The sequence below is a fragment of the Nonlabens dokdonensis DSW-6 genome (genome assembly GCF_000332115.1).
Lineage (GTDB): Bacteria > Bacteroidota > Bacteroidia > Flavobacteriales > Flavobacteriaceae > Nonlabens > Nonlabens dokdonensis.
The window spans coordinates 1,765,223-1,784,116 of record NC_020156.1 but is presented as its reverse complement, the minus strand read 5'-3'; the positions used below and the strand labels follow the sequence as shown (position 1 = coordinate 1,784,116).

The window sequence follows — 18,894 nt, the reverse complement described above, 5'->3', positions numbered from 1 at the left end:
CGAATGGACATGATCTGTGATCGATTATCCTCTAAACAAAAAGAAATCATCTTTCATGTCTTCGATCTTTTCGTCTTTATTCGTGATAATGTAGTCCAAAGCTTTTTCGGTAAAATCAAGGCCTTTCTGTGTCAAAGAAACGACTTGATTTTGAATAAGAATCATATTGTTTTTTTCAGCTAGTTCAAGAACCGTTTGTGCACGCACTTTTCCCCAATTGATATGTTCTTGTAAATGTGCTACTCTTCTTTCCTCTTTACTATCGTGATTGTTTAAGTGCAGTAAAAAAGTCAATAAAGACACTTCTATACGTTGTCTTTTTTGTTTGAATAAAACAGCAATCAATCCTTTGGATGGTGCAAAAAGATAAACCAACAAAAATATCAAGCCCAAGACAGTAGTTATCGATCCACTAATCGAAGCATCTAACCAAGCAGCAAAATAATAGCCACCTAACGCACTCAGGATTCCAAATAAAACAGATAGCAAGATCATTTTCTTCAAATCGGTAGTCAATAAATATGCTGCTGCTGCCGGTGCGATCATTAAAGCAACGACCAATATCGCTCCTACTGCATCAAAAGAAACTACTGTAGTTACCGATGCGACACTCATTAATCCGTAATGCATAATGACAGGAGAAAAACCGAGAGCAGAAGATAAACCTATATCAAATGTGCTTAATTTCAATTCCTTGTAAAAAGCAAAAAGTAAAATAATAGTAAGCAATAAAACAGCAGAAATAGTCCACAGACTTTTTGCTCCATAACTTACTCCATCAATCATCAATTTATCAAAGGCAGCATATTCCAATCTTCCTACAAGAACTGCATCTGTATCTAGATGTATGTCATTTGCATAAATAGCGATCAGTAAAACTCCAATACTAAACAATGCAGGAAAAACCAATCCTATCGCGGTATCTTCTTTTACTAATCCTGTTTTTTGAATCGCTTCTACGAGAACAACCGTAATAATCCCACTAAAAGCTGCGAGCAGAATCAACCATGGTGAAGCAAGATCTTCTGTAATAAAAAATCCGATCACAATCCCTGGTAAAATGGAATGACTAATCGCGTCACTTATTAATGCCATTTTACGCAATACAAGAAACACTCCTGGTATCGCACAAGCGACCGAAGTAAGACAAGCGATCAATATAATGGCTAACTCACTATTCATGATTCAGGTATATTATTGTTGTATAAATTTTCCGCAGTCTCAAAACCTTCTTCAGTAAGTGCCCAGTCTTGTCCTTGAATGGTAATCCAGTTCTTATCGGCTAGTTTGCTCAAAGTTCCTTTAGTAAAACCTTGAAATCCGTTAAGGATTCTAATCGAGTGCGGTCTGGTAATATCTTGATGTTTTTCTACGATGCCGTACATAAAGTACAAGGTCTTTTTTAGTTCCAGATCACGACGGTTTCTTATTAGTCTTATTTGTTTGAAAAGGATTCCTCTTCCTGGAGAAAAAACAAAAGAAATCACCACAAAAACTGCTGCGACCAAAACAATTACTGGTCCAGTTGATAAATTATTATAAGACGCACTTATAGCAGTTCCAAAAACTCCAGAAAAAGCACCAAAAACTGCTGCAAGAATTACCATCATACCTAGACTATTAGTCCATTGTCTCGCTGCGGCAGCTGGAGCCAGTAGCATCGCACTCATCAAAACTACTCCTACGGTTTGCAAACCTATCACAATAGCAAGAACAATAAAAAAGCTGATCAATCCATCAATAAAACGCGTATTGAAACCTAAAGTCATCGCATAGTTTTTATCAAACAGCAACAATTTAAATTCTTTCCAAAACAACAGCATCACGACCAGACTTATTCCAGTAACTATAATCATCACCAGCACATCACTTTCTACCAAAGTCGCTGCCTGACCGAATAAATATTTATCGAGTCCTGCCTGATTTGCATCTGGTTGTTTTTTTAAATAACTTAAAACCAACTCGCCAAAACCAAAAAATAAACTCAAAATCAGTCCTAATGCTGTGTCGGTTTTTAAGTGAGTTTTAGTCACGATTCCTCGTATCCATACGGTTCCTATAAATCCGCTGACTAATGCGCCTAGAAGTAATACATTAGAATCTTTCAGTCCTGTAAATAGAAAAGCTAAAGCAATTCCTGGTAACGCTGCATGAGAAATCGCATCGCCTAAAAGGCTTTGCTTTCTCAATACCGCAAAACTTCCTAGCATACCACAAATAGCACCTAAAACAGCTGTTCCCAGCGTTATGGTGCGTAACGTGTAATCTGTAAAGAAGTCTATTAGTTCCAATTTAAAAATAAAATTAAAACGAAAAGTAAAAACAAGTTTTACATTTCGCGCTTTTTGTGTTGTTGGTTACGCTTTCGCGAAAGCGTTATTCTTTTTTAATAAGTGTTTGAACTGACATTCTCAACTTCCATATTCAATATTCCTTGATCAGTATTCAATATTCATAAACTCATAAGTCATAACTATCATTGCTGCACGGCAACTTTATAGTTAATTCCATAAGTTTTAGTCAAATTATCATCATTAAAGATGTCTTTTACTGGACCAGTTGCAATATGTTTTACATTTAAAAAAGTAACCCAATCAAAATATTCTGGAACCGTTTGTAAATCGTGATGGACAACTATTACTGTTTTACCAGCTTTACGTAATTCCTTTAAAATATTGATGATTGCGATTTCGGTAGTAGCATCTACTCCTTGAAAAGGCTCGTCCATAAAATAGATTGCTGCATTTTGCACTAATGCTCTCGCTAGAAAAATACGTTGCTGTTGCCCACCAGAAAGTTGTGAAATTTGTCTTCCTTTAAAAGCGAGCATTCCTACTTTTTCAAGTGCCTCTAGAGCTTGCTTTTTTTGTTTGGCGCCTGGTCTTTTGATCCATCCTAATGCACCATAAGTTCCCATCATCACCACATCTAGCGCAGTCGTAGGAAAATCCCAATCTACACTTCCTTTTTGAGGTACATAAGCAACTTTGTCGCGTTGCTTTGCATATGGCTTACCATATATACTTACAGATCCTGCTATGGGATCGATAATTCCCAAAATAGATTTGATCAAGGTAGATTTTCCAGCTCCATTAGGACCTACAATAGCCATTAAAACGCCTTCTGGAATAGATAAATCTATATCCCAAAGTACTGGCTTATAGTTATAAGCAACAGTTAAATCGTCTACGGCAACTGCAATTTTTTGTTCCATTATTTGAGAGCGTTAACAATCGTATTCACATTATGCTTATACATTCCTATATAAGTTCCTTCTTCAGTTCCGGCACTTCCTAAGGCATCACTATATAACTCACCACCGATGTTTACCTCGTGATTTTGATCTTTAACTGCGGCTTGTAAAGCTTCTACAGTACGTCGTGGCACACTGCTTTCTATAAAAACTGCTTTGATGTCATTTTCTATGATAAATTGAGTGATGCGCTGCACGTCCTTAACGCCAGCTTCAGTTGCTGTAGAAAGACCCTGAAGACCAACTACCTCAAAGTCAAATGTTCTACCAAAATAATTGAAAGCATCATGCGCGGTAACTAAAATACGCTTCTCTTTAGGCAACTCCTCCACTTTTATAGAGAGTTCTGTTTTTAAGGCTTTTAATTTTTCTAAATAGGCATCTCGATTGGCCTCAAAAGCAGCCTTGTTTTCTGGATCTAATTCTGATAATCTTTCCGTCACATAATTGGTAATTTGATTCCAATACTCCAAATCAAACCAGATATGCGGATCATAATTACTAGCAAAATACTCACTACCTATAAGGGTTTTCTCATACAGCCCGTTGCTTATAGCTATTGCCGTCTTGTTTTGCTCGTTCATTTTTTCAAAAATCTCCACCAGCTTTCCTTCTAGGTGTAAACCGTTGTAAAAAATGACATCTGCATTATCTAATTTTCTAAAATCACCTTGACTTGCCTTATATAAATGTGGATCTATCCCACTACCCATCAAACCATTGACCTGTATGAGGTCGCCGCCTATATTCTCAACAAGATCCGTGATCATCGTAGTCGTGGTAACGACTTCTAACATATCGTTTTCTTCATTTTTATCTGTACAGCTTACTATTGATAGTACTAGTAAAAGAAGGATTATATTTTTCATAATGAGAGATTTTATTATAGTTCCGCTTTCGCGAAAGCGGTATTCAACTTGCATCCTACTTCTTTCTTATTCTATAGCTCAAACCAGCACTGAGAAGTAAGTTTTGACCTTCAGTAATTCCTGAACCAAAGGTGAGGTCAAATTGCAAATCATCGTTTGCCAAATAAGTGAAACCTGCGTCCCAAAGGTGGTTTGCGCTTGAATCTTCAGGGAAATCTCCATAGAGCTCTACATAAACACCTATTTTACTGGTGAGATCATATCCATAAGCTAGTGTATATAAGTAGGCTAGTTCCGGATTCTCTGCATCTAAACGTGCTCCTAAATTGTAGGCTATGCTAGACCGTTCATTAAGTGTGTGATCAAAGGAGAACCTGAAATCCATACCTGTATTTTCTGGTTTATAATCTGATCCTGCACTGAAAGGCATGCTTAGATGTCCGAGAATTGCCATTTTGGGCATCCATCTATTTTCTTCGGCAATTCCTATTTTTGCACCTAATAAAAGTGGTGATGTTCCATTTAATTTTTCCCCTAATTGCTGTCCATTAGATTCAAATTCTGTTGATCTATAATCTAAACCGATCCTTAATTCAAAGTTTTCCAAAAGACCATATCGCAACAATGTGGTATTATAGGTTATTTCCTTGGTTCTAAAACTATCATCACCATTATCAGTATAAAAACCACCGGTTTCTATTTGTAAAAAACCTTTCCTCACTAAACTAGGTGATTCTGTTGCGTCAGGCCTGTCAGTAATTAACGCTCCTATGTCGTCTGTTTGAGCAAGCGATACACTACTTATGAAAAGTAATGCAATGAAAAATAATTGTTTAATCATGATGTTATTTTTAAATAGAGGTTATCTGCTATTTGTTGAGAGACTTGAAGTAATTCAGAATTTACTTGAAGTGTAAAAGAATTATCAAAATCCTCTCTTTCCATAACAGTAATTTGTGTTCCTAGCTGAATGTTATGTTTATCTAGATAGTTTAAGAAGTTACTCGAAGTATCTATAACACCTACAAGTGTACCTATATCTCCTGCGGTTAATTGAGAAAGGAGCGTCTTATTGATCACCTCATAATTACCATTACTATCAGGTATAGGATCTCCATGCGGATCTTTCTTTGGGTAATCCAGATGCTTATCGAGCTGATCTATTAATTTCTGAGATTGAATATGTTCTAATTGCTCTGCAACTTCATGCACCTCATCCCAAGAAAAATCAAGTTTTTCGACTAGAAATACTTCCCAAAGCCGGTGTTTTCTAATAATTTGATTTGCACAACGCACTCCATTTTCTGTCAGACGTGCTCCTTTGTAAGGAATATATTCAGCCAGGTTTTTATCTGAAAGCTTTTTGAGCATATCAGTTACTGACGATGCTTTGGTATTCATACGTCCAGCAATTTCATTTGTAGATACCAGTGCTTGATCCTCTTGAAGATGATAAATAGCCTTAATATAATTTTCTTCTGATACGGAATGCATTCGGCAAAGGTAAAGTATTAATTTGTTAAGAGTAAATTAAAGTTTAGCCTTGTCTAAAAATAATTATTTTTTAGATAGAATGATTAAAATCACTTCTAATAATCAATGAAATGAGTGGTTATCTCGCTTTCGCGAAAGCGGAAGGAAAATAGTCTAGTAATCTCAAAATACCACAAGAGAAAAGGTCAGAGACCTACTTATAAAAATGCATTTCCTCTACATACTTTTGTACCTGATGATGCATAAAGTAACGTAAATCTTTCCCTTCTTTAATACCATTGCGTATCATGGTGGAAGATATTTCCATGATTGGAGCGTCAATCTTTGTAATTTTAGAATGATTTATAAACTGCTCTGGTAGGTCTCCCGAAGAAACGCGTGGATAAACAATAATCGAATAATCTTCTAATATCACTTGATAATTCTTCCACTTGTGAAGACTTTTCAAATTGTCTTCTCCCATAATAAGTGTAAACTTCTTATCAGGATATTTTTCTGAAAGGTGAGCCAATGTATTTACGGTATAACTAGGTTGTGGCAAACCAAACTCGATATTGCTCGCTTTAATTTTAACATAATCATCGGTAGCTAGATGTACCATATGAAGCCTCTGATAGTCATCCAGCAACGTTTTTTTCTTTTTATGAGGATTATGAGGTGTTACCACCATCCAGATTTCATCTAGATCACTATTTTCCACTAAATAATTTGCAATAGCCAGATGACCTATATGAATAGGATTGAACGTACCAAAATAAAGACCGATGCTATTCTTCTTCGTCATTGCTGACTTTTTTATTTATAAATTCATGAACAGTTTTGTATGCCAGCTCTTTTGCTGCATCAAGATCATCATTTTTAATAATCACGTCAAATTGTGGCGCGGTAGCCATTTCTGTACTTGCCTTGGCGACACGCATAGCAATTTTTTCAGCAGTTTCTGTTTTGCGTTTCTTTAAACGTATTTGAAGCTCGTTGATAGATGGTGGCTTTACAAAAATAGCGATCGTACGGTTAGGGAATTTTTTCTTTAAACGCAATCCTCCTACTACATCTATATCAAAGATCACATTTTTACCTTCGCCCCAAAGACGTTCTACTTCTTGTTTTAAAGTACCGTAAAACTGATCTTGATACACTTCTTCAAACTCTAGAAAGTCGTTTGCCCGTATGCGATTTTTAAATTCTTTGATTCCTAAAAAGTAATAATCTTTGCCATCAATTTCTCCACCTCTCGCCTCTCTAGAAGCTGCGCTTATAGAAAAAGCAAGGTTTAATTCTTCTTTAGTTAATAAGTGCCTCACTAAAGTGGTTTTTCCGGCACCAGATGGCGCACTAAAAACAATCAGTTTAGGTAATACCTCCATTACAATACGTTAAGCAGTTGTTCTTTAATCTTTTCTAATTCGTCCTTCATTTGTACAACAAGTTGTTGCATGCCAGCATGGTTTGCTTTGCTACCTATCGTATTCACTTCTCGACCTATTTCTTGGCATATAAAAGCGAGCTTTTTCCCCTGCGATTCTGTGATATTTAGAGTATCCATAAAATAACTCAAGTGATTTTCTAGACGTACCTTCTCTTCGGTGATGTCGTATTTTTCTAGATAGTAAATTAATTCTTGCTCAAATCTGTTTTGATCCACCTTTTCCTTAATCTCTGAAATGGCTTTCTCCAGTCTAGTTCTTACTTCACTTAATCTCACTGTGTCCTCTTCAATCACTTGTTGAAGTAACACCTTAATATTTGTTATCCTTTTATTGAATTCTAATTCTAGGTTATCACCTTCATCTTTTCTAAACTGCTGTACAGCCTTGATGGCATCGTGAGCAGTGTTCTCTATAAACTCAATGTCTTCTTTAGAAATCTCCTTACTTTCTTGCGCAAAAACATCTGGAAACTTAGTAGCGATATCAAGAAGCTGTATTTTCTGAGTAGGATCATTGTAATCGATTCCTTCGATCTCTGCCATTTGCCTCATGTAACTTTCTACTATCTCTAGATTGAGTTTAGAGTTAGACGCTAGGCCAGTTTGCTCCACATGAACAGAAAAATCTACCTTACCACGCAATAAAGATTTTGCAACCAGCTGTCTAAGCGGCAACTCCTGCTGTCTGTATATTGAAGGAATTCTCATGTTAAGATCTAGGTTCTTACTATTAAGTGTCCTGATCTCTATAGTGATCTTTTTATCTGATAATTGATTGACAGCTTTACCGTAGCCTGTCATAGAAGTAACCATTCTCTAACTTTTTTTTGCAAAGATAATGATTAAGAAAACAGTTGCCCGCGTAGGAATTACTTAGCGTCCATTTTACTTCTTAATCTACTTAAAGATTGTTGTCGTATACCTAAAAATGAAGCAATCTCTTTGAGCGGTAGCCGATCAACTATAGGCGCATAACGCACTATAAATTTCTTATATCTAGTTGTAGCATCGTCTCCTATCATACGTGATTTTTCTTCTACCATGTCGTGATAGCGCTTCAACATAATTTTATGAAACGCCGGTGTCAAGCCTGAATATAACTTACTCATATATTCAAAGTCTTGATGTTTAAAACATAAGACCTCTCCAGACTCGATACACTCGATTTGTAAATTAGAAGGTTTTTGATCTACAAAACTATACATAGCGGTCATGACGTTTCCTTCGGCGACAAAACGTATGGTATGCATATTCCCGTCCTCATCTTTAAGGCTTCCTTTTAAAATCCCTGTTTTAACTATATATATACTATGTGCTACTTCGCCTAAATGTAATAATACCTGCTTTTTACGCATTTTTACTACTTCAAGCATACTGAATATTTCATTAGCATATTCTAAAGATGGCTTATCGCCTTCTCCAGTTAGATCGTGAAGAAATGATGGTAATTCCATTTTAATTGATTCTGTTTTTTACTCTTTTCACTAGTAAATATCGCAGATTATAAGTCTTAAACAAAATTTTATGAATATTAACAGCTAATTTTTCAAAAAAATAAAGTGAATAATCGGTAAATAACAGAAAAAAGTGATGAGGTGTGATTAATCATTTGTCTTATTAACAGTTTAACGATGTCTTTTTATCTATTTTGACAGTAATTTCACAGTTTACAAACCTTATTCATTTATTTTTCAAAATTCATAATCACTAATTAATTAAATGATAAACAGTATTTTATCTACCAAACTACTGACCGATTCTCAAACAGAATTGATTTTAAATTCGGGACTGAGCATTACTCATTTTGATATCCTTAAAATTGAACCGGTTAGTTTTGAAGCGCACGATGATTTCACTCACGTTATTATTACGAGTAAAAATGCCATTCCTGCACTTTTAAAGTATAAAATAATGCAGGAGCATATTTCCTGTGTAGGTGAGAAAACCGCTCAGCTTTTAAATCAACACCACATTGAACCTGTAGCTGTAGCCGATAATGCCAGCGACCTCGCTAAAATATTGATCAACAAGTATCCACAAGAAAAGTTTTTATATCTATGTGGCAAGCAGCGTAGACATCAACTTCCAGCGTTATTTCAAGCCGAAAAAATAGCCTTCAAAGAACATTTTGTTTATCGTTCTATTGCCATTATGAAAAGCTTTGATCGTATTTTTGCATGTGTATGTTTCTATAGTCCTCGTGGTGTTATCGCTTTCGCGAAAGCGAATCCTAAAAACAAACCTTTAATTGCAGTATGCATAGGAAACACAACAGCAGATGAAGCACGCAACTACTACGACACAATAGTGATTGCAAATAAACAAACAGTAGAAAACACTTTAATAACAGCCATAAAATCAGTACGCAATGTTGAAAAATGATCTTTTTTTAAAAGCATTAAGAGGAGAAGAAGTAGAACGTCCACCAGTATGGATGATGAGACAAGCAGGTAGGTATTTGCCAGACTTTATGAAGCTGAAAGCAAAGTACGACTTCTTTACTCGTTGTCAGACTCCAGAACTTGCAACAGAAATAACAGTAATGCCTATAGATCAAATAGGTCCTGATGCGGCGATTTTATTTTCAGACATTCTGGTGATACCACAAGCCATGAATATAGAAGTAGAAATGAAAGCTGGAGTTGGACCGTGGTTGCCTGATCCTATTAGAACTGTGAAAGATCTTGATCGAGTAGTTGTACCAGATGTAAAGGACTCCTTACATTATGTTTTTGATGCCATAGACATGACGAAGAAAGTATTAGACAATCGTGTTCCTTTAATAGGTTTTGCTGGTTCTCCATGGACTATTTTATGTTATTGTGTGCAAGGTCAAGGAAGTAAAAACTTTGATAAAGCCAAGGAATTTTGCTTTACTCAACCAGAAGCAGCTCATACTTTATTACAAAGAATTACCGATACCACAATTGCTTACTTAAAAGAAAAAGTAAATCATGGTGTGGATGCAGTACAAGTTTTTGACTCTTGGGGTGGCATGTTATCACCTGTTGATTATCAAGAATTCTCATGGAAGTACATTCAGCAAATCGTTGATGCTTTAAAGCCTCATACCGAGGTAATCGTTTTCGGTAAAGGATGCTGGTTTGCACTAGGTGACATGGCAAAAAGTGGTGCTAGCGCCTTAGGTGTAGACTGGACGTGTAGTGCTAGAAACGCACGATACTTGTCTGGCGGTAATATTACCCTACAAGGTAACTTTGATCCATCGAGATTGTTCTCGCCTCCTGCCGAAATCAATAAAATGGTGACTCAAATGATCAATGAATTTGGCAAAGACCGATTTGTTGCTAACTTAGGGCATGGTATATTACCAAATATTCCTGTAGAAAATGCACAAGCATTTGTGGATGCAGTAAAGGAATATAGCCAATAAATTTTGAGCAATGTTCAAAAATATTCTAAAAGGGTTAAGTTCTTATAAAGACAGTTTAAAGCTTATCAATCAATTAAAGCTTTGGAAGTATTTTCTTGTTCCCATGGGAATAAGTTTTCTTTTTGGGGTTGCAGTTTTTTTTACAGCTTATGGGCTATCAGATAATCTGGGAAGATTCTTTGCCAAAGCTTGGATATGGGAATGGGGCAATGAAACCGTTACTGAAATCGCTACTTGGCTAGGAGTATTAGTCATCTTAGTTCTTGGATTTATACTCTATAAACACGTTGTCATGGCGTTAAGCGCACCGTTTATGTCTCCAGTTTCAGAACGTGTTGAACAACACTATTATCCGCAAGCGAGAAATCATATTCAACATAGAGACACTACAAATATGGAGCAGTTATGGCGTGGAGTGCGCATTAACCTGCGCAATATAGCCTATGAACTTCTTATCACTTTACCTCTATTATTATTAAGCTTTATTCCCGTCATAGGTATAGTATTTACGATTACCGCATTTATAGTGCAAGCCTATTACGCTGGTTTTGGGAACATTGATTACACCTTAGAAAGGCACTTTAAATATAGAGATAGCATCAACTTTGTGAAACGCAATAGAGGAATTGCAATAGGAATAGGAATCGTATTTATGGGAATGCTATTTATACCAGTTCTAGGAGTTATACTCGTATTACCATTTTCTGTAACAGCTGCGTCTCGTGCAACACTAGAAGAAATGATCAAAGAAGAAAACCTATCACTTTCAGATTCTCAAAAGCCACAAATCAACGCTTCATGATTAAAAAACAGTTTTATAATTTTATAAAAGAACTTCAAAATACAATCACCTCTAAAATAGAGTCTGTAGATGGGAAAGCGACTTTTCATCAAGACGAGTGGCATCGCAAAGAAGGCGGCGGTGGTTTTTCAAGAGTTATACAAGATGGAAATGTTTTTGAAAAAGGTGGTGTGAGCATCAGTGCTGTGCATGGTCCTTTACCTAAAGCAATGCAATCTTACTTTAAAGTAAATGACGTAGACTTCTATGCCACAGGTTTAAGCCTAGTAATCCATCCAGAAAACCCAATGGTTCCTACGGTACATGCTAACTTTAGGTATTTTGAAATGTATGATAAAACGGGAGCTATTGTTGACTCTTGGTTCGGTGGTGGACTGGATTTAACGCCTTACTATTTATTTGAAGAAGACGCACGCCATTTTCATCAGGTATGTAAAGACGTCTGTGACAGACATCAAGTGGCAGACTACAAGCTCTTTAAACAAAAGTGCGATGAGTATTTTCACAATACTCACAGAGAAGAGGCACGTGGAATAGGCGGTTTATTTTATGATTACTGTCGTGAAAGCGAGCAGTTCTCGATGAAAGATTGGTTAGCATTTCAAAAAGATATGGCAAGTCATTTTCTCGATGCTTATATCCCGATTGTTAAAAAAAGAAAAAACTTACCGTTTACTCCAGAGCAAAGAGAGTGGCAAGAAATACGTCGTGGTCGTTATGTAGAGTTTAACCTAGTTCATGATAAGGGAACTTTGTTTGGACTTAAAACAAATGGTCGCATTGAAAGTATATTAATGAGTCTGCCACCACATGTTCAATGGGTTTATGATCATCAACCAGAGGCTGGAAGTGAAGAAGAAAAGCTTCTTAAGGTCTTAAAAGAACCTGTGGAATGGGTATAAATCATTTTAGTCAGCCAGAATTAGATTTTACTCATTCTTTTCAGCAAAATTTCATCTACTACATCATTTCTTTTGATTGACAAAACTAAATATTGACTTACCAAGCCTTTTAAATTATAAATTTTCAAAATTAATCCTGCTTCAGTTTTTGATAAAGTCATCCAATGTCAACTATTTTCATCTGCTACTTTGGCAGTAGTTGGTTCTTGACAATCTTGTGATTCAACCTGATAAAATTTATCTTTTTTATAGAATGACCAATTTATTTTCTTGCAAAAATCAAATTGAAATTGAGTTTTAGGATTTATTAGTTTAACGATATCTGATTTAAAGAATAAACTATCTGTATTATTTATAACCCAAGGATTTGAAAGCGTTCTGATACTTCTCTTAGAATCTTGCTCAATACTTTTTCTAAATGTCTTCTCTAGTTCGGATATTTTTACTTTGTAATTTTGAGCATAAACACCTGAGCTAATGAAAAGTGAAAACACAATAATTATAAATCTGCTCATTAGTTATCAACTTTAGATAATTCATTTTTTATAAGAATAATTCCGCTTTCGCGAAAGCGGAAACCTCATCCTACTTGTTCCTATCAATAAAGTAAATTACCGCAGCTATTACTATTAAAGCAGCAACTACCGCTAGGAATATCTTCCAGAACGAGTAAGGTCTTGTCCCATGAATCTTACCAGTCTGACCATTCACGTAAAAATTATAACGCTTGCTATTAAACTTGTAAGAACTTATGTAAACCGGTAATAAAATGTGTTTAAAAGTTTCTTCACTCAATTGCATAGCTAAACTGCTAATGCGCTGGGTATCGCCACCTATATCACGTCTCACCCAATTACTCGCTATTTCTCTCGCTCTCTCTTTTGCATCGACATGCCCGTCTTTAAGTGGTATGGTATATTTTTCAGTCACGTAGCCTGCAAGAAATCTGGTGTCAAATGTTTTGAGATCGGTTAGGTTCCATGCTGCTATTTTAGATGGTATTTGCCCACCTTTTTGTTTTGATGCTTTTACAAGTGTGTCATCTACAAAACCAGCAACCGCACCTTGCGCTGGATACCATCTCGTACGACGCTCTCTTGTGGTTCTTTTGTTTTTACCAGAACCTGTAGTTCGTGTTACATAATAATATTCTCCTCGCTGACCAGTGTATTGTGCATCTAATTCAGCATCAAAAGTCCAATAAGGAACGTAAAGACCTTTTGTATTTTCGGCACTAAGGCTGGCTCTTTGCAAATTATTAGGTGCCCACCATAAACCAGCAACCCATTTCTTAAATATTTGATGTGCTTTATCTTGTTTAAAAGCAAACGGAATTACTGCACCTGGCAAGATCCAGTCATCTTTATAAGCATCTTCTACAATAAGCGGCATGGTACAATAGACACAGTGCAAAGATTTATAACTTTCTTCTATATGCTGATTTGCACCACAGTTTTTACAATGCAACATGGTGATTTCCATAGAGTGCGATTGCGCACCCATTTCCTGCATGTATTTATTAAGTTCTAATTCCTGAAAAGGTTGTTGCGACTCTTCGATCACCTCTTTATGACCGCAATAATCACAAGTTATCAAATCCGTGCCTGGCTCATAAGTGAGCTCTGCCCCACAATTGACACAGGATTTTTTACGTTCGGAATTTATGGAATTGGTTTCTTTCAAACAGTTTTATTAGTTACAAGGTTTTTTAATATAATGGATGTGAATTACTGATTACCTTTTTGCATATTATTTCTTGTAATCTACAAAAGTGTGATCTTCTCCCTCTAATTCTTGATCGATAATTCTGGAAATAATATTCCAATTACCACCTGCAAGTCCAGCTCCTATTGCTGGATAGCCAACTCTCATTCCAGAAAATTTTTGTTTGACATTACCGAAAACCTTTCGAATTGCATCATAGTCAACCTTCCTTCCAGTTCCTCTCCAGTTGAATTGAGTATATCCATTAATCACAATTAATTTTCCATTATATGTTTCCGATTCAGCAAACGTGATCGTACCAAGTTTTGTATGATCACCTTTTGTTGTTTGTAAATCGGCTTTGTAAGCCTCTGGGAATTTCTCTTTTATACTTTTGGCAATCCCTGCACCCATGGTACAAAAACAATTGCAGCCATGAATTATTAAATCAAATTCTCCACTGATTGCCAACTCAATTAAATCTCCCTTTACTTTTTTCAAATCGCAGCTTTGTTTTTTCTTTTAGTGTTACAGAAAATAGATAAATAGATAAATAGAATTTACACAGTATCATTTAAAATTTTACATAGGCAATGGCGGCGGAGTATTGCCTCCTAGGAAACCTTTCAACTCTTCTACATCGCTTAGCGCCTTCCAGCCTTCCATACCAGCTTTCCAGACTAAGGTATCTTTATTTATCGTACGACTAGCAAAGTAAGATCGCAGTTGTTCATAAGATACTGGTCCAGATTGCGCACCATTCAAAGCATAAAAATATTGCACTGCCTGAGGCATAGGTGGCGGCATTGCGGCCGGTTGATTTTGCTGTTGTTGTGGCATTTGCTGTTGTTGTCCCATTTGTGGTGACATCATTCCTCCCATTTGTTGAGCAAGTGCAAATCCCATTCCCATTCCCATTCCTGCGCCTGCAGTTCCTCCTTCATTGTGAGCAGCTGCTTCTATGGCTTTGGCAGTTTTAAATCGAGTCAGTTTATCAAGATCAATTTTATCCAGACGACTGTATTCAAAAATCTCTTTCTTGAGTTCTTCTGGCATAGAAACATTCTCGATATAGAATTTTTCTAAAGAAATTCCTACGCTAGAAAACTCTGGCTTCATTACTTCTTGACAAGTCTCAGAAAGCTCAGAAGTGTTTGCTGCATATAATTCAATAGGAAGATTTGCTTCTCCTACGGTATCGGTAAATCGTGTAGCAATTAAACTTTTAAGATGCTCATTAATCTCAAAGTTGGTAAAATTATTATCGGTTCCTACAATGTCTATGATGAATTTACCAGCGTCTTCAATTTTAAAAGCATAGGTGCCGAAGGCACGTATTTCAACAAGACCAAAACGATCATCACTTAACGTAATAGGATTTTTAGTTCCCCATTTCTCGTCAGTGAATAAAGTTGTGTTTACAAAATAGACCTCAGCTTTAAAAGGCGAGTTAAATCCATATTTCCATCCTTTCAAGGTAGAAAGAATAGGTAGGTTTTGAGTTGTAAGGTCGTAGGTTCCTGGTTTAAAAACATCTGCTAACTGACCTTCATTTATAAAAACGGCCATTTGACCTTCTCTTACGATTAGTTTTGCTCCGTTTTTAATCTCGTTTTGATAGCGCTCAAATCTATGTGCAATGGTATCGTCTGTGTAGTCTAGCCATTCAACTATGTCAATAAATTCATGACTTAGTTTTTCCTTAATTTTATCAAATATGCCCATGGTTGTTGTTTTATAATTAGGTTTCTAAGGTAGTAATTTTAGAATAATCTCGCTTTCGCGAAAGCGGAATAAATTCTCACACCTCTTTATACGTATGCATTAAGCAACTAACGTTACAATTTATTCTAAGGAAATAAATTTTAGTGAGCTTTTAAAAAATGGAATACCCAAAGATGATAGATATAGTATTGTAATCTGATTCATTAGAAGGGAAATCTCTTAATAGGTCACGACTTGTATGGTAACGTAATTCTAAACTATAGGTGTCGCTATATTTGTACCCTATACCAAATGCCAGATTAAAATCAGAAGAAACATCTAGCCTTCTAACTTGCGAGTCTAATGGGAAATCATAAAGAAAAGAACCGTTTACAAAGGCTTTTGATTTTTCATTTAAAAATAAATAATGCCTCAAACCTATAGGAAACTCAATAGACTGGTAGTTTGCCTCGGTATTGGAACGATTAGGAATGTCTGGATCAGAATTGTAGTATTGATAAGTAGGCTCTAGTATTATCGCCCATTTATTATTATTAAATCCTAGAATTAATTCTAATTCTAATCCTATCCGTACTGTTGTTTTAGTACCGTAATCTAAATCTCTTGAGTTTGCGAGATCATTTTTAATGGATAAAGAAGAGCTGTTTAAACCTGGTCTTACGTTAAGGTGAATTAGATTAGAATTTTTCTTTTTACCGTAAACAACATAGCTGGATTCTTTACAGCTATTATATTTTTTAAATAACTTTAAAAGATCGCTTTTATAATAACCTAAGTCTTCCACATCATTTACTGAGATCGTGGAACATTTAAGATCTATAAATAGCTGTCTTCTAAAATCATTATTGGTTCCTATTTCATCTTCAACAGTTTTATATTTTTTATAGATTAATTGAGATATATCATTTGAACCAATATTGAAAAAATATCTATTTAAGCTTTTATCGTTATAGGAATATAAGTTAGCATCTCCTTCCAAGAGCACTTTTAGAAACACTTCTTCCTCTTTAAAATTTGGTTCTTTATTGTTATCCATTAAATTAAAAACGCTACTGGATCTGTCAATTTGAACTTGCGATCTAACGTATTTTGAAATATCATAAATTCCAAATTCTTTAACGTTGTTCATAGTGATTACTTCTGTAACATCATTATCAGAACTCTTGTAATCAAATTCAGTGGGGTTGTTTTTCCAATCTACATCCCTAATCAAACATTCCGTTCTTTGATTTGAATTATTAATAAAGTATCCTCTTTTAAAGGAAATTTGAGCATAGGCCTGTTGAGAGAAATAAACTGCAAGAATTATAAAAAGGATTTGAATATTTTTCATTGAATAAGAGAATAAAATTATAGAAAGGTTGATTAAATCATTGAGTCGAGCTAAAGCAGATAATAGATTTATTGAATGGGTAAGACCAAAGGTAATTTAATTCCTACCATTCTCATCTGGATAAAAGGTATGTACTGGATCACTTTGCCAGATTTCCTTTGATTCTACGCACATTGCAGTTAATGGTCCTTTGTAAGCAGCTGCTGTGTCAAGATTCCAAACATTTGCTGCATTCATAGGCTCATATTCATCCCAGCGATGCGTAGGTGTGTGACCGATAAAAATTTCTTTATATAATTTCAATCTATTAGGATACCGATCGTTTTCTATATCTAATGTATTATCTAAAGCAAGAGCCATTTCCCATAAAGTACGATCCCAATACGTGATATTAGAATAGTATTCGTAATGCGGACCTTTTAAATTATGAAATCCGGCATGAAAAAAACCATTGCCATCATATTCATAGAAATTAAGCAAGTCATTTTTGAGAAATTTAAAATGTCTTTCTACCTCTTCTTCACTCCTATTTGTATAGCTTTTTAATGTACTTTCTCCACCATGTTTTAACCACATAGGATGCGGTGTTTTAGCAAGCAAATTTGTAACTACTAATTCATCATGATTTCCTCTTAAATAAATGGGTGGTGTTTGCTTATTTTGTTTCCGCTTTCGCGAAAGCGAGATCAAAAAATCAATTACATCATAACTTTGTGACCAGCCGTCTACATAATCTCCCAAAAATATTAGTAAATCATCATCTTTCAGATCTATTTTTTCTATGAGTTGAACGAGCGCTTTGTAACCGCCGTGTATGTCTCCTATGGTAATGGTTCTCATTTACTATGAATTGTATTTTACCTTACGCAATACACGTAAAGCTTCTTTATATGATTTATAAACTTTAGGATAAATTTTTAAATAGTTTTTGTGAAAATTCATCTTATCTACCGGCTCTCCTACATTATTAAATTGACAAATTAACATGGTTTCAGGCAACTGTTTTAAATCAACTAATTCCTGCTCATTAAGTTTGATACCGATCGTTATCTTATTTAAAAGCGATAGATTAGTATTGTAAATATGATGCAATACTTTACGATCATAATAGGGCGGATTAAACAAAATTTTATTCTCCAATTTATAGGTACCATTAGGAGCAAACCGCAACGTCTGGCGTTCTAATGGGTGGTATTTTTTCTGCAAGCCTATACCTAATTCTACAAATTCAAGAATGCTAAAACTATCATCATCAAAAGTAATTTGCACTTCATCTAGCGTGCTATAGAAAAGTCGCACTTGCTCGTTGATCATTTCAATATCTACTCTATAATAATACTTACTATCATTTTTAAACCTCACCTTTCCCGACCAGCAAATGACAAACTGCTCCTTAAAAACCTTATAATGCGTCTCTAAACCGTCATTTCTACGATCTAAAAATTCTATGACACTATCTAGGGTGTGTTCTATATTATTACTTGCTTGTTTTTCAATTTTCTCCACCAACTCAGAATTCACGTCTTTGATCTCTACATCAAAAGCTTTAGGCATGGAAATACTTCCATCTCTAAAGAAAACCGTACCTCCATAATATTTCCAAATATTCTTGCGTAGTGCGGTAAGTCCATCTTGGGATCTAATAGTAATCAAACCGACCACTTTACCATCTGGCAAATGAGGAAATGAAATATTCTCGTATTGGATAATTGGTGCATTAGTCAAATAAGCATTGACTAAGTTTTGCAATTTTGAATCGTCAAAAAAATCTACTCCTACTATTCCGTTAGTCTCATCGTCTATACCAATGACTACATAACTGTTGTTTTTAGGATTAGAATTAGAAAGAGCACAAATGTGTTTTAAAAATTTAGCCTTTCCTTCCTTATTGCCCAATTCAATTTTTAACTTCTTATCATAGAAACTATTCTCGTCATTATGCGCTAATAAATTTTTAATAAGAAGACGTTTGTTAATCATGAAGTGTAA

Annotated in this window: 21 protein-coding genes; 4 read left to right on the top strand and 17 right to left on the bottom strand. The window is 35.3% G+C overall.

Annotation, left to right across the window (positions count from 1 at the left end; all coding sequences use genetic code 11):
• Nucleotides 1-24: 24 nt before the first annotated feature.
• The 10 genes from DDD_RS07900 to DDD_RS07855 all read right to left on the bottom strand — a co-directional run bounded on the left by DDD_RS07900 (nt 25) and on the right by DDD_RS07855 (nt 8,499).
• Nucleotides 25-1,182 carry a metal ABC transporter permease gene (locus DDD_RS07900; RefSeq protein ID WP_015362290.1) on the bottom strand — a complete coding sequence of 386 codons (1,158 nt, stop codon included), beginning with the start codon at nt 1,180-1,182 and terminating at the stop codon, nt 25-27.
• Nucleotides 1,179-2,291, bottom strand: coding sequence for a metal ABC transporter permease (locus DDD_RS07895; RefSeq protein WP_015362289.1), 1,113 nt, complete (start codon nt 2,289-2,291; stop codon nt 1,179-1,181). Before DDD_RS07895 ends, DDD_RS07900 begins: the two co-directional genes overlap by 4 nt.
• 185 nt (nt 2,292-2,476) lie before the next feature.
• On the bottom strand, nt 2,477-3,214 hold the full coding sequence (locus DDD_RS07890) for a metal ABC transporter ATP-binding protein (RefSeq protein ID WP_015362288.1): 738 nt from the start codon (nt 3,212-3,214) through the stop codon (nt 2,477-2,479).
• Nucleotides 3,214-4,122 (bottom strand): metal ABC transporter solute-binding protein, Zn/Mn family, encoded by a 909-nt coding sequence (locus DDD_RS07885; protein WP_041567377.1) that lies wholly within the window; start codon nt 4,120-4,122, stop codon nt 3,214-3,216. The genes DDD_RS07890 and DDD_RS07885 overlap by 1 nt, the downstream gene beginning before the upstream one ends.
• A gap of 55 nt (nt 4,123-4,177) precedes the next feature.
• A complete protein-coding gene (locus tag DDD_RS07880; RefSeq protein WP_015362286.1) occupies nt 4,178-4,963 on the bottom strand; it encodes a transporter in 786 nt (261 codons plus the stop codon).
• Nucleotides 4,960-5,616: a metal-dependent transcriptional regulator gene (locus DDD_RS07875; RefSeq protein WP_041567025.1), complete on the bottom strand. Its 657-nt coding sequence runs from the start codon at nt 5,614-5,616 to the stop codon at nt 4,960-4,962. Before DDD_RS07875 ends, DDD_RS07880 begins: the two co-directional genes overlap by 4 nt.
• Nucleotides 5,617-5,809: 193 nt before the next feature.
• On the bottom strand, nt 5,810-6,400 hold the full coding sequence (nadD, locus tag DDD_RS07870; protein WP_015362284.1) for a nicotinate (nicotinamide) nucleotide adenylyltransferase: 591 nt from the start codon (nt 6,398-6,400) through the stop codon (nt 5,810-5,812).
• Nucleotides 6,384-6,983 (bottom strand): guanylate kinase, encoded by a 600-nt coding sequence (gene gmk / locus DDD_RS07865; RefSeq protein ID WP_015362283.1) that lies wholly within the window; start codon nt 6,981-6,983, stop codon nt 6,384-6,386. The genes nadD and gmk overlap by 17 nt, the downstream gene beginning before the upstream one ends.
• Entirely contained in the window at nt 6,983-7,858 is an 876-nt protein-coding gene (locus DDD_RS07860) for a YicC/YloC family endoribonuclease (protein ID WP_015362282.1), read from the bottom strand. The genes gmk and DDD_RS07860 overlap by 1 nt, the downstream gene beginning before the upstream one ends.
• Before the next feature lie 56 nt (nt 7,859-7,914).
• A complete protein-coding gene (locus tag DDD_RS07855; protein WP_015362281.1) occupies nt 7,915-8,499 on the bottom strand; it encodes a Crp/Fnr family transcriptional regulator in 585 nt (194 codons plus the stop codon).
• A 265-nt stretch (nt 8,500-8,764) separates the two neighbouring features.
• Between DDD_RS07855 and DDD_RS07850 the strand changes: the two genes are divergently transcribed.
• The 4 genes from DDD_RS07850 to hemF are packed head-to-tail and all read left to right on the top strand — an operon-like array spanning nt 8,765 to nt 12,143.
• Nucleotides 8,765-9,427: a uroporphyrinogen-III synthase gene (locus tag DDD_RS07850; protein ID WP_015362280.1), complete on the top strand. Its 663-nt coding sequence runs from the start codon at nt 8,765-8,767 to the stop codon at nt 9,425-9,427.
• Nucleotides 9,414-10,439, top strand: a complete 1,026-nt coding sequence (gene hemE, locus DDD_RS07845; protein ID WP_015362279.1) for a uroporphyrinogen decarboxylase — start codon at nt 9,414-9,416, stop codon at nt 10,437-10,439. Before DDD_RS07850 ends, hemE begins: the two co-directional genes overlap by 14 nt.
• A 10-nt stretch (nt 10,440-10,449) precedes the next feature.
• Nucleotides 10,450-11,241: an EI24 domain-containing protein gene (locus DDD_RS07840; protein WP_015362278.1), complete on the top strand. Its 792-nt coding sequence runs from the start codon at nt 10,450-10,452 to the stop codon at nt 11,239-11,241.
• A complete protein-coding gene (gene hemF, locus DDD_RS07835) occupies nt 11,238-12,143 on the top strand; it encodes an oxygen-dependent coproporphyrinogen oxidase (protein ID WP_015362277.1) in 906 nt (301 codons plus the stop codon). Before DDD_RS07840 ends, hemF begins: the two co-directional genes overlap by 4 nt.
• 167 nt (nt 12,144-12,310) lie before the next feature.
• Here the strand turns inward: hemF and DDD_RS07830 are convergent, their stop codons facing one another.
• The 7 genes from DDD_RS07830 to DDD_RS07800 all read right to left on the bottom strand — a co-directional run bounded on the left by DDD_RS07830 (nt 12,311) and on the right by DDD_RS07800 (nt 18,885).
• Complete coding sequence (locus DDD_RS07830; protein WP_015362275.1) at nt 12,311-12,658, bottom strand: hypothetical protein; 348 nt, start codon at nt 12,656-12,658, stop codon at nt 12,311-12,313.
• Nucleotides 12,659-12,728: 70 nt separating this feature from the next.
• The gene (locus DDD_RS07825; protein ID WP_015362274.1) at nt 12,729-13,826 is read right to left on the bottom strand and encodes a hypothetical protein; all 1,098 of its coding nucleotides are present in this window, start codon (nt 13,824-13,826) and stop codon (nt 12,729-12,731) included.
• A 66-nt stretch (nt 13,827-13,892) separates the two neighbouring features.
• Nucleotides 13,893-14,348 (bottom strand): macro domain-containing protein, encoded by a 456-nt coding sequence (locus DDD_RS07820; RefSeq protein WP_015362273.1) that lies wholly within the window; start codon nt 14,346-14,348, stop codon nt 13,893-13,895.
• Nucleotides 14,349-14,429: 81 nt separating this feature from the next.
• A complete protein-coding gene (locus tag DDD_RS07815; protein WP_015362272.1) occupies nt 14,430-15,572 on the bottom strand; it encodes an SPFH domain-containing protein in 1,143 nt (380 codons plus the stop codon).
• 151 nt (nt 15,573-15,723) lie between these two features.
• On the bottom strand, nt 15,724-16,905 hold the full coding sequence (locus DDD_RS07810) for a tRNA modification GTPase (protein WP_015362271.1): 1,182 nt from the start codon (nt 16,903-16,905) through the stop codon (nt 15,724-15,726).
• 96 nt (nt 16,906-17,001) lie between these two features.
• Nucleotides 17,002-17,745 (bottom strand): metallophosphoesterase, encoded by a 744-nt coding sequence (locus DDD_RS07805; RefSeq protein ID WP_015362270.1) that lies wholly within the window; start codon nt 17,743-17,745, stop codon nt 17,002-17,004.
• 3 nt (nt 17,746-17,748) lie between these two features.
• Entirely contained in the window at nt 17,749-18,885 is a 1,137-nt protein-coding gene (locus DDD_RS07800) for an ATP-binding protein (protein ID WP_041567024.1), read from the bottom strand.
• Between the last annotated feature and the right edge of the window lie 9 nt (nt 18,886-18,894).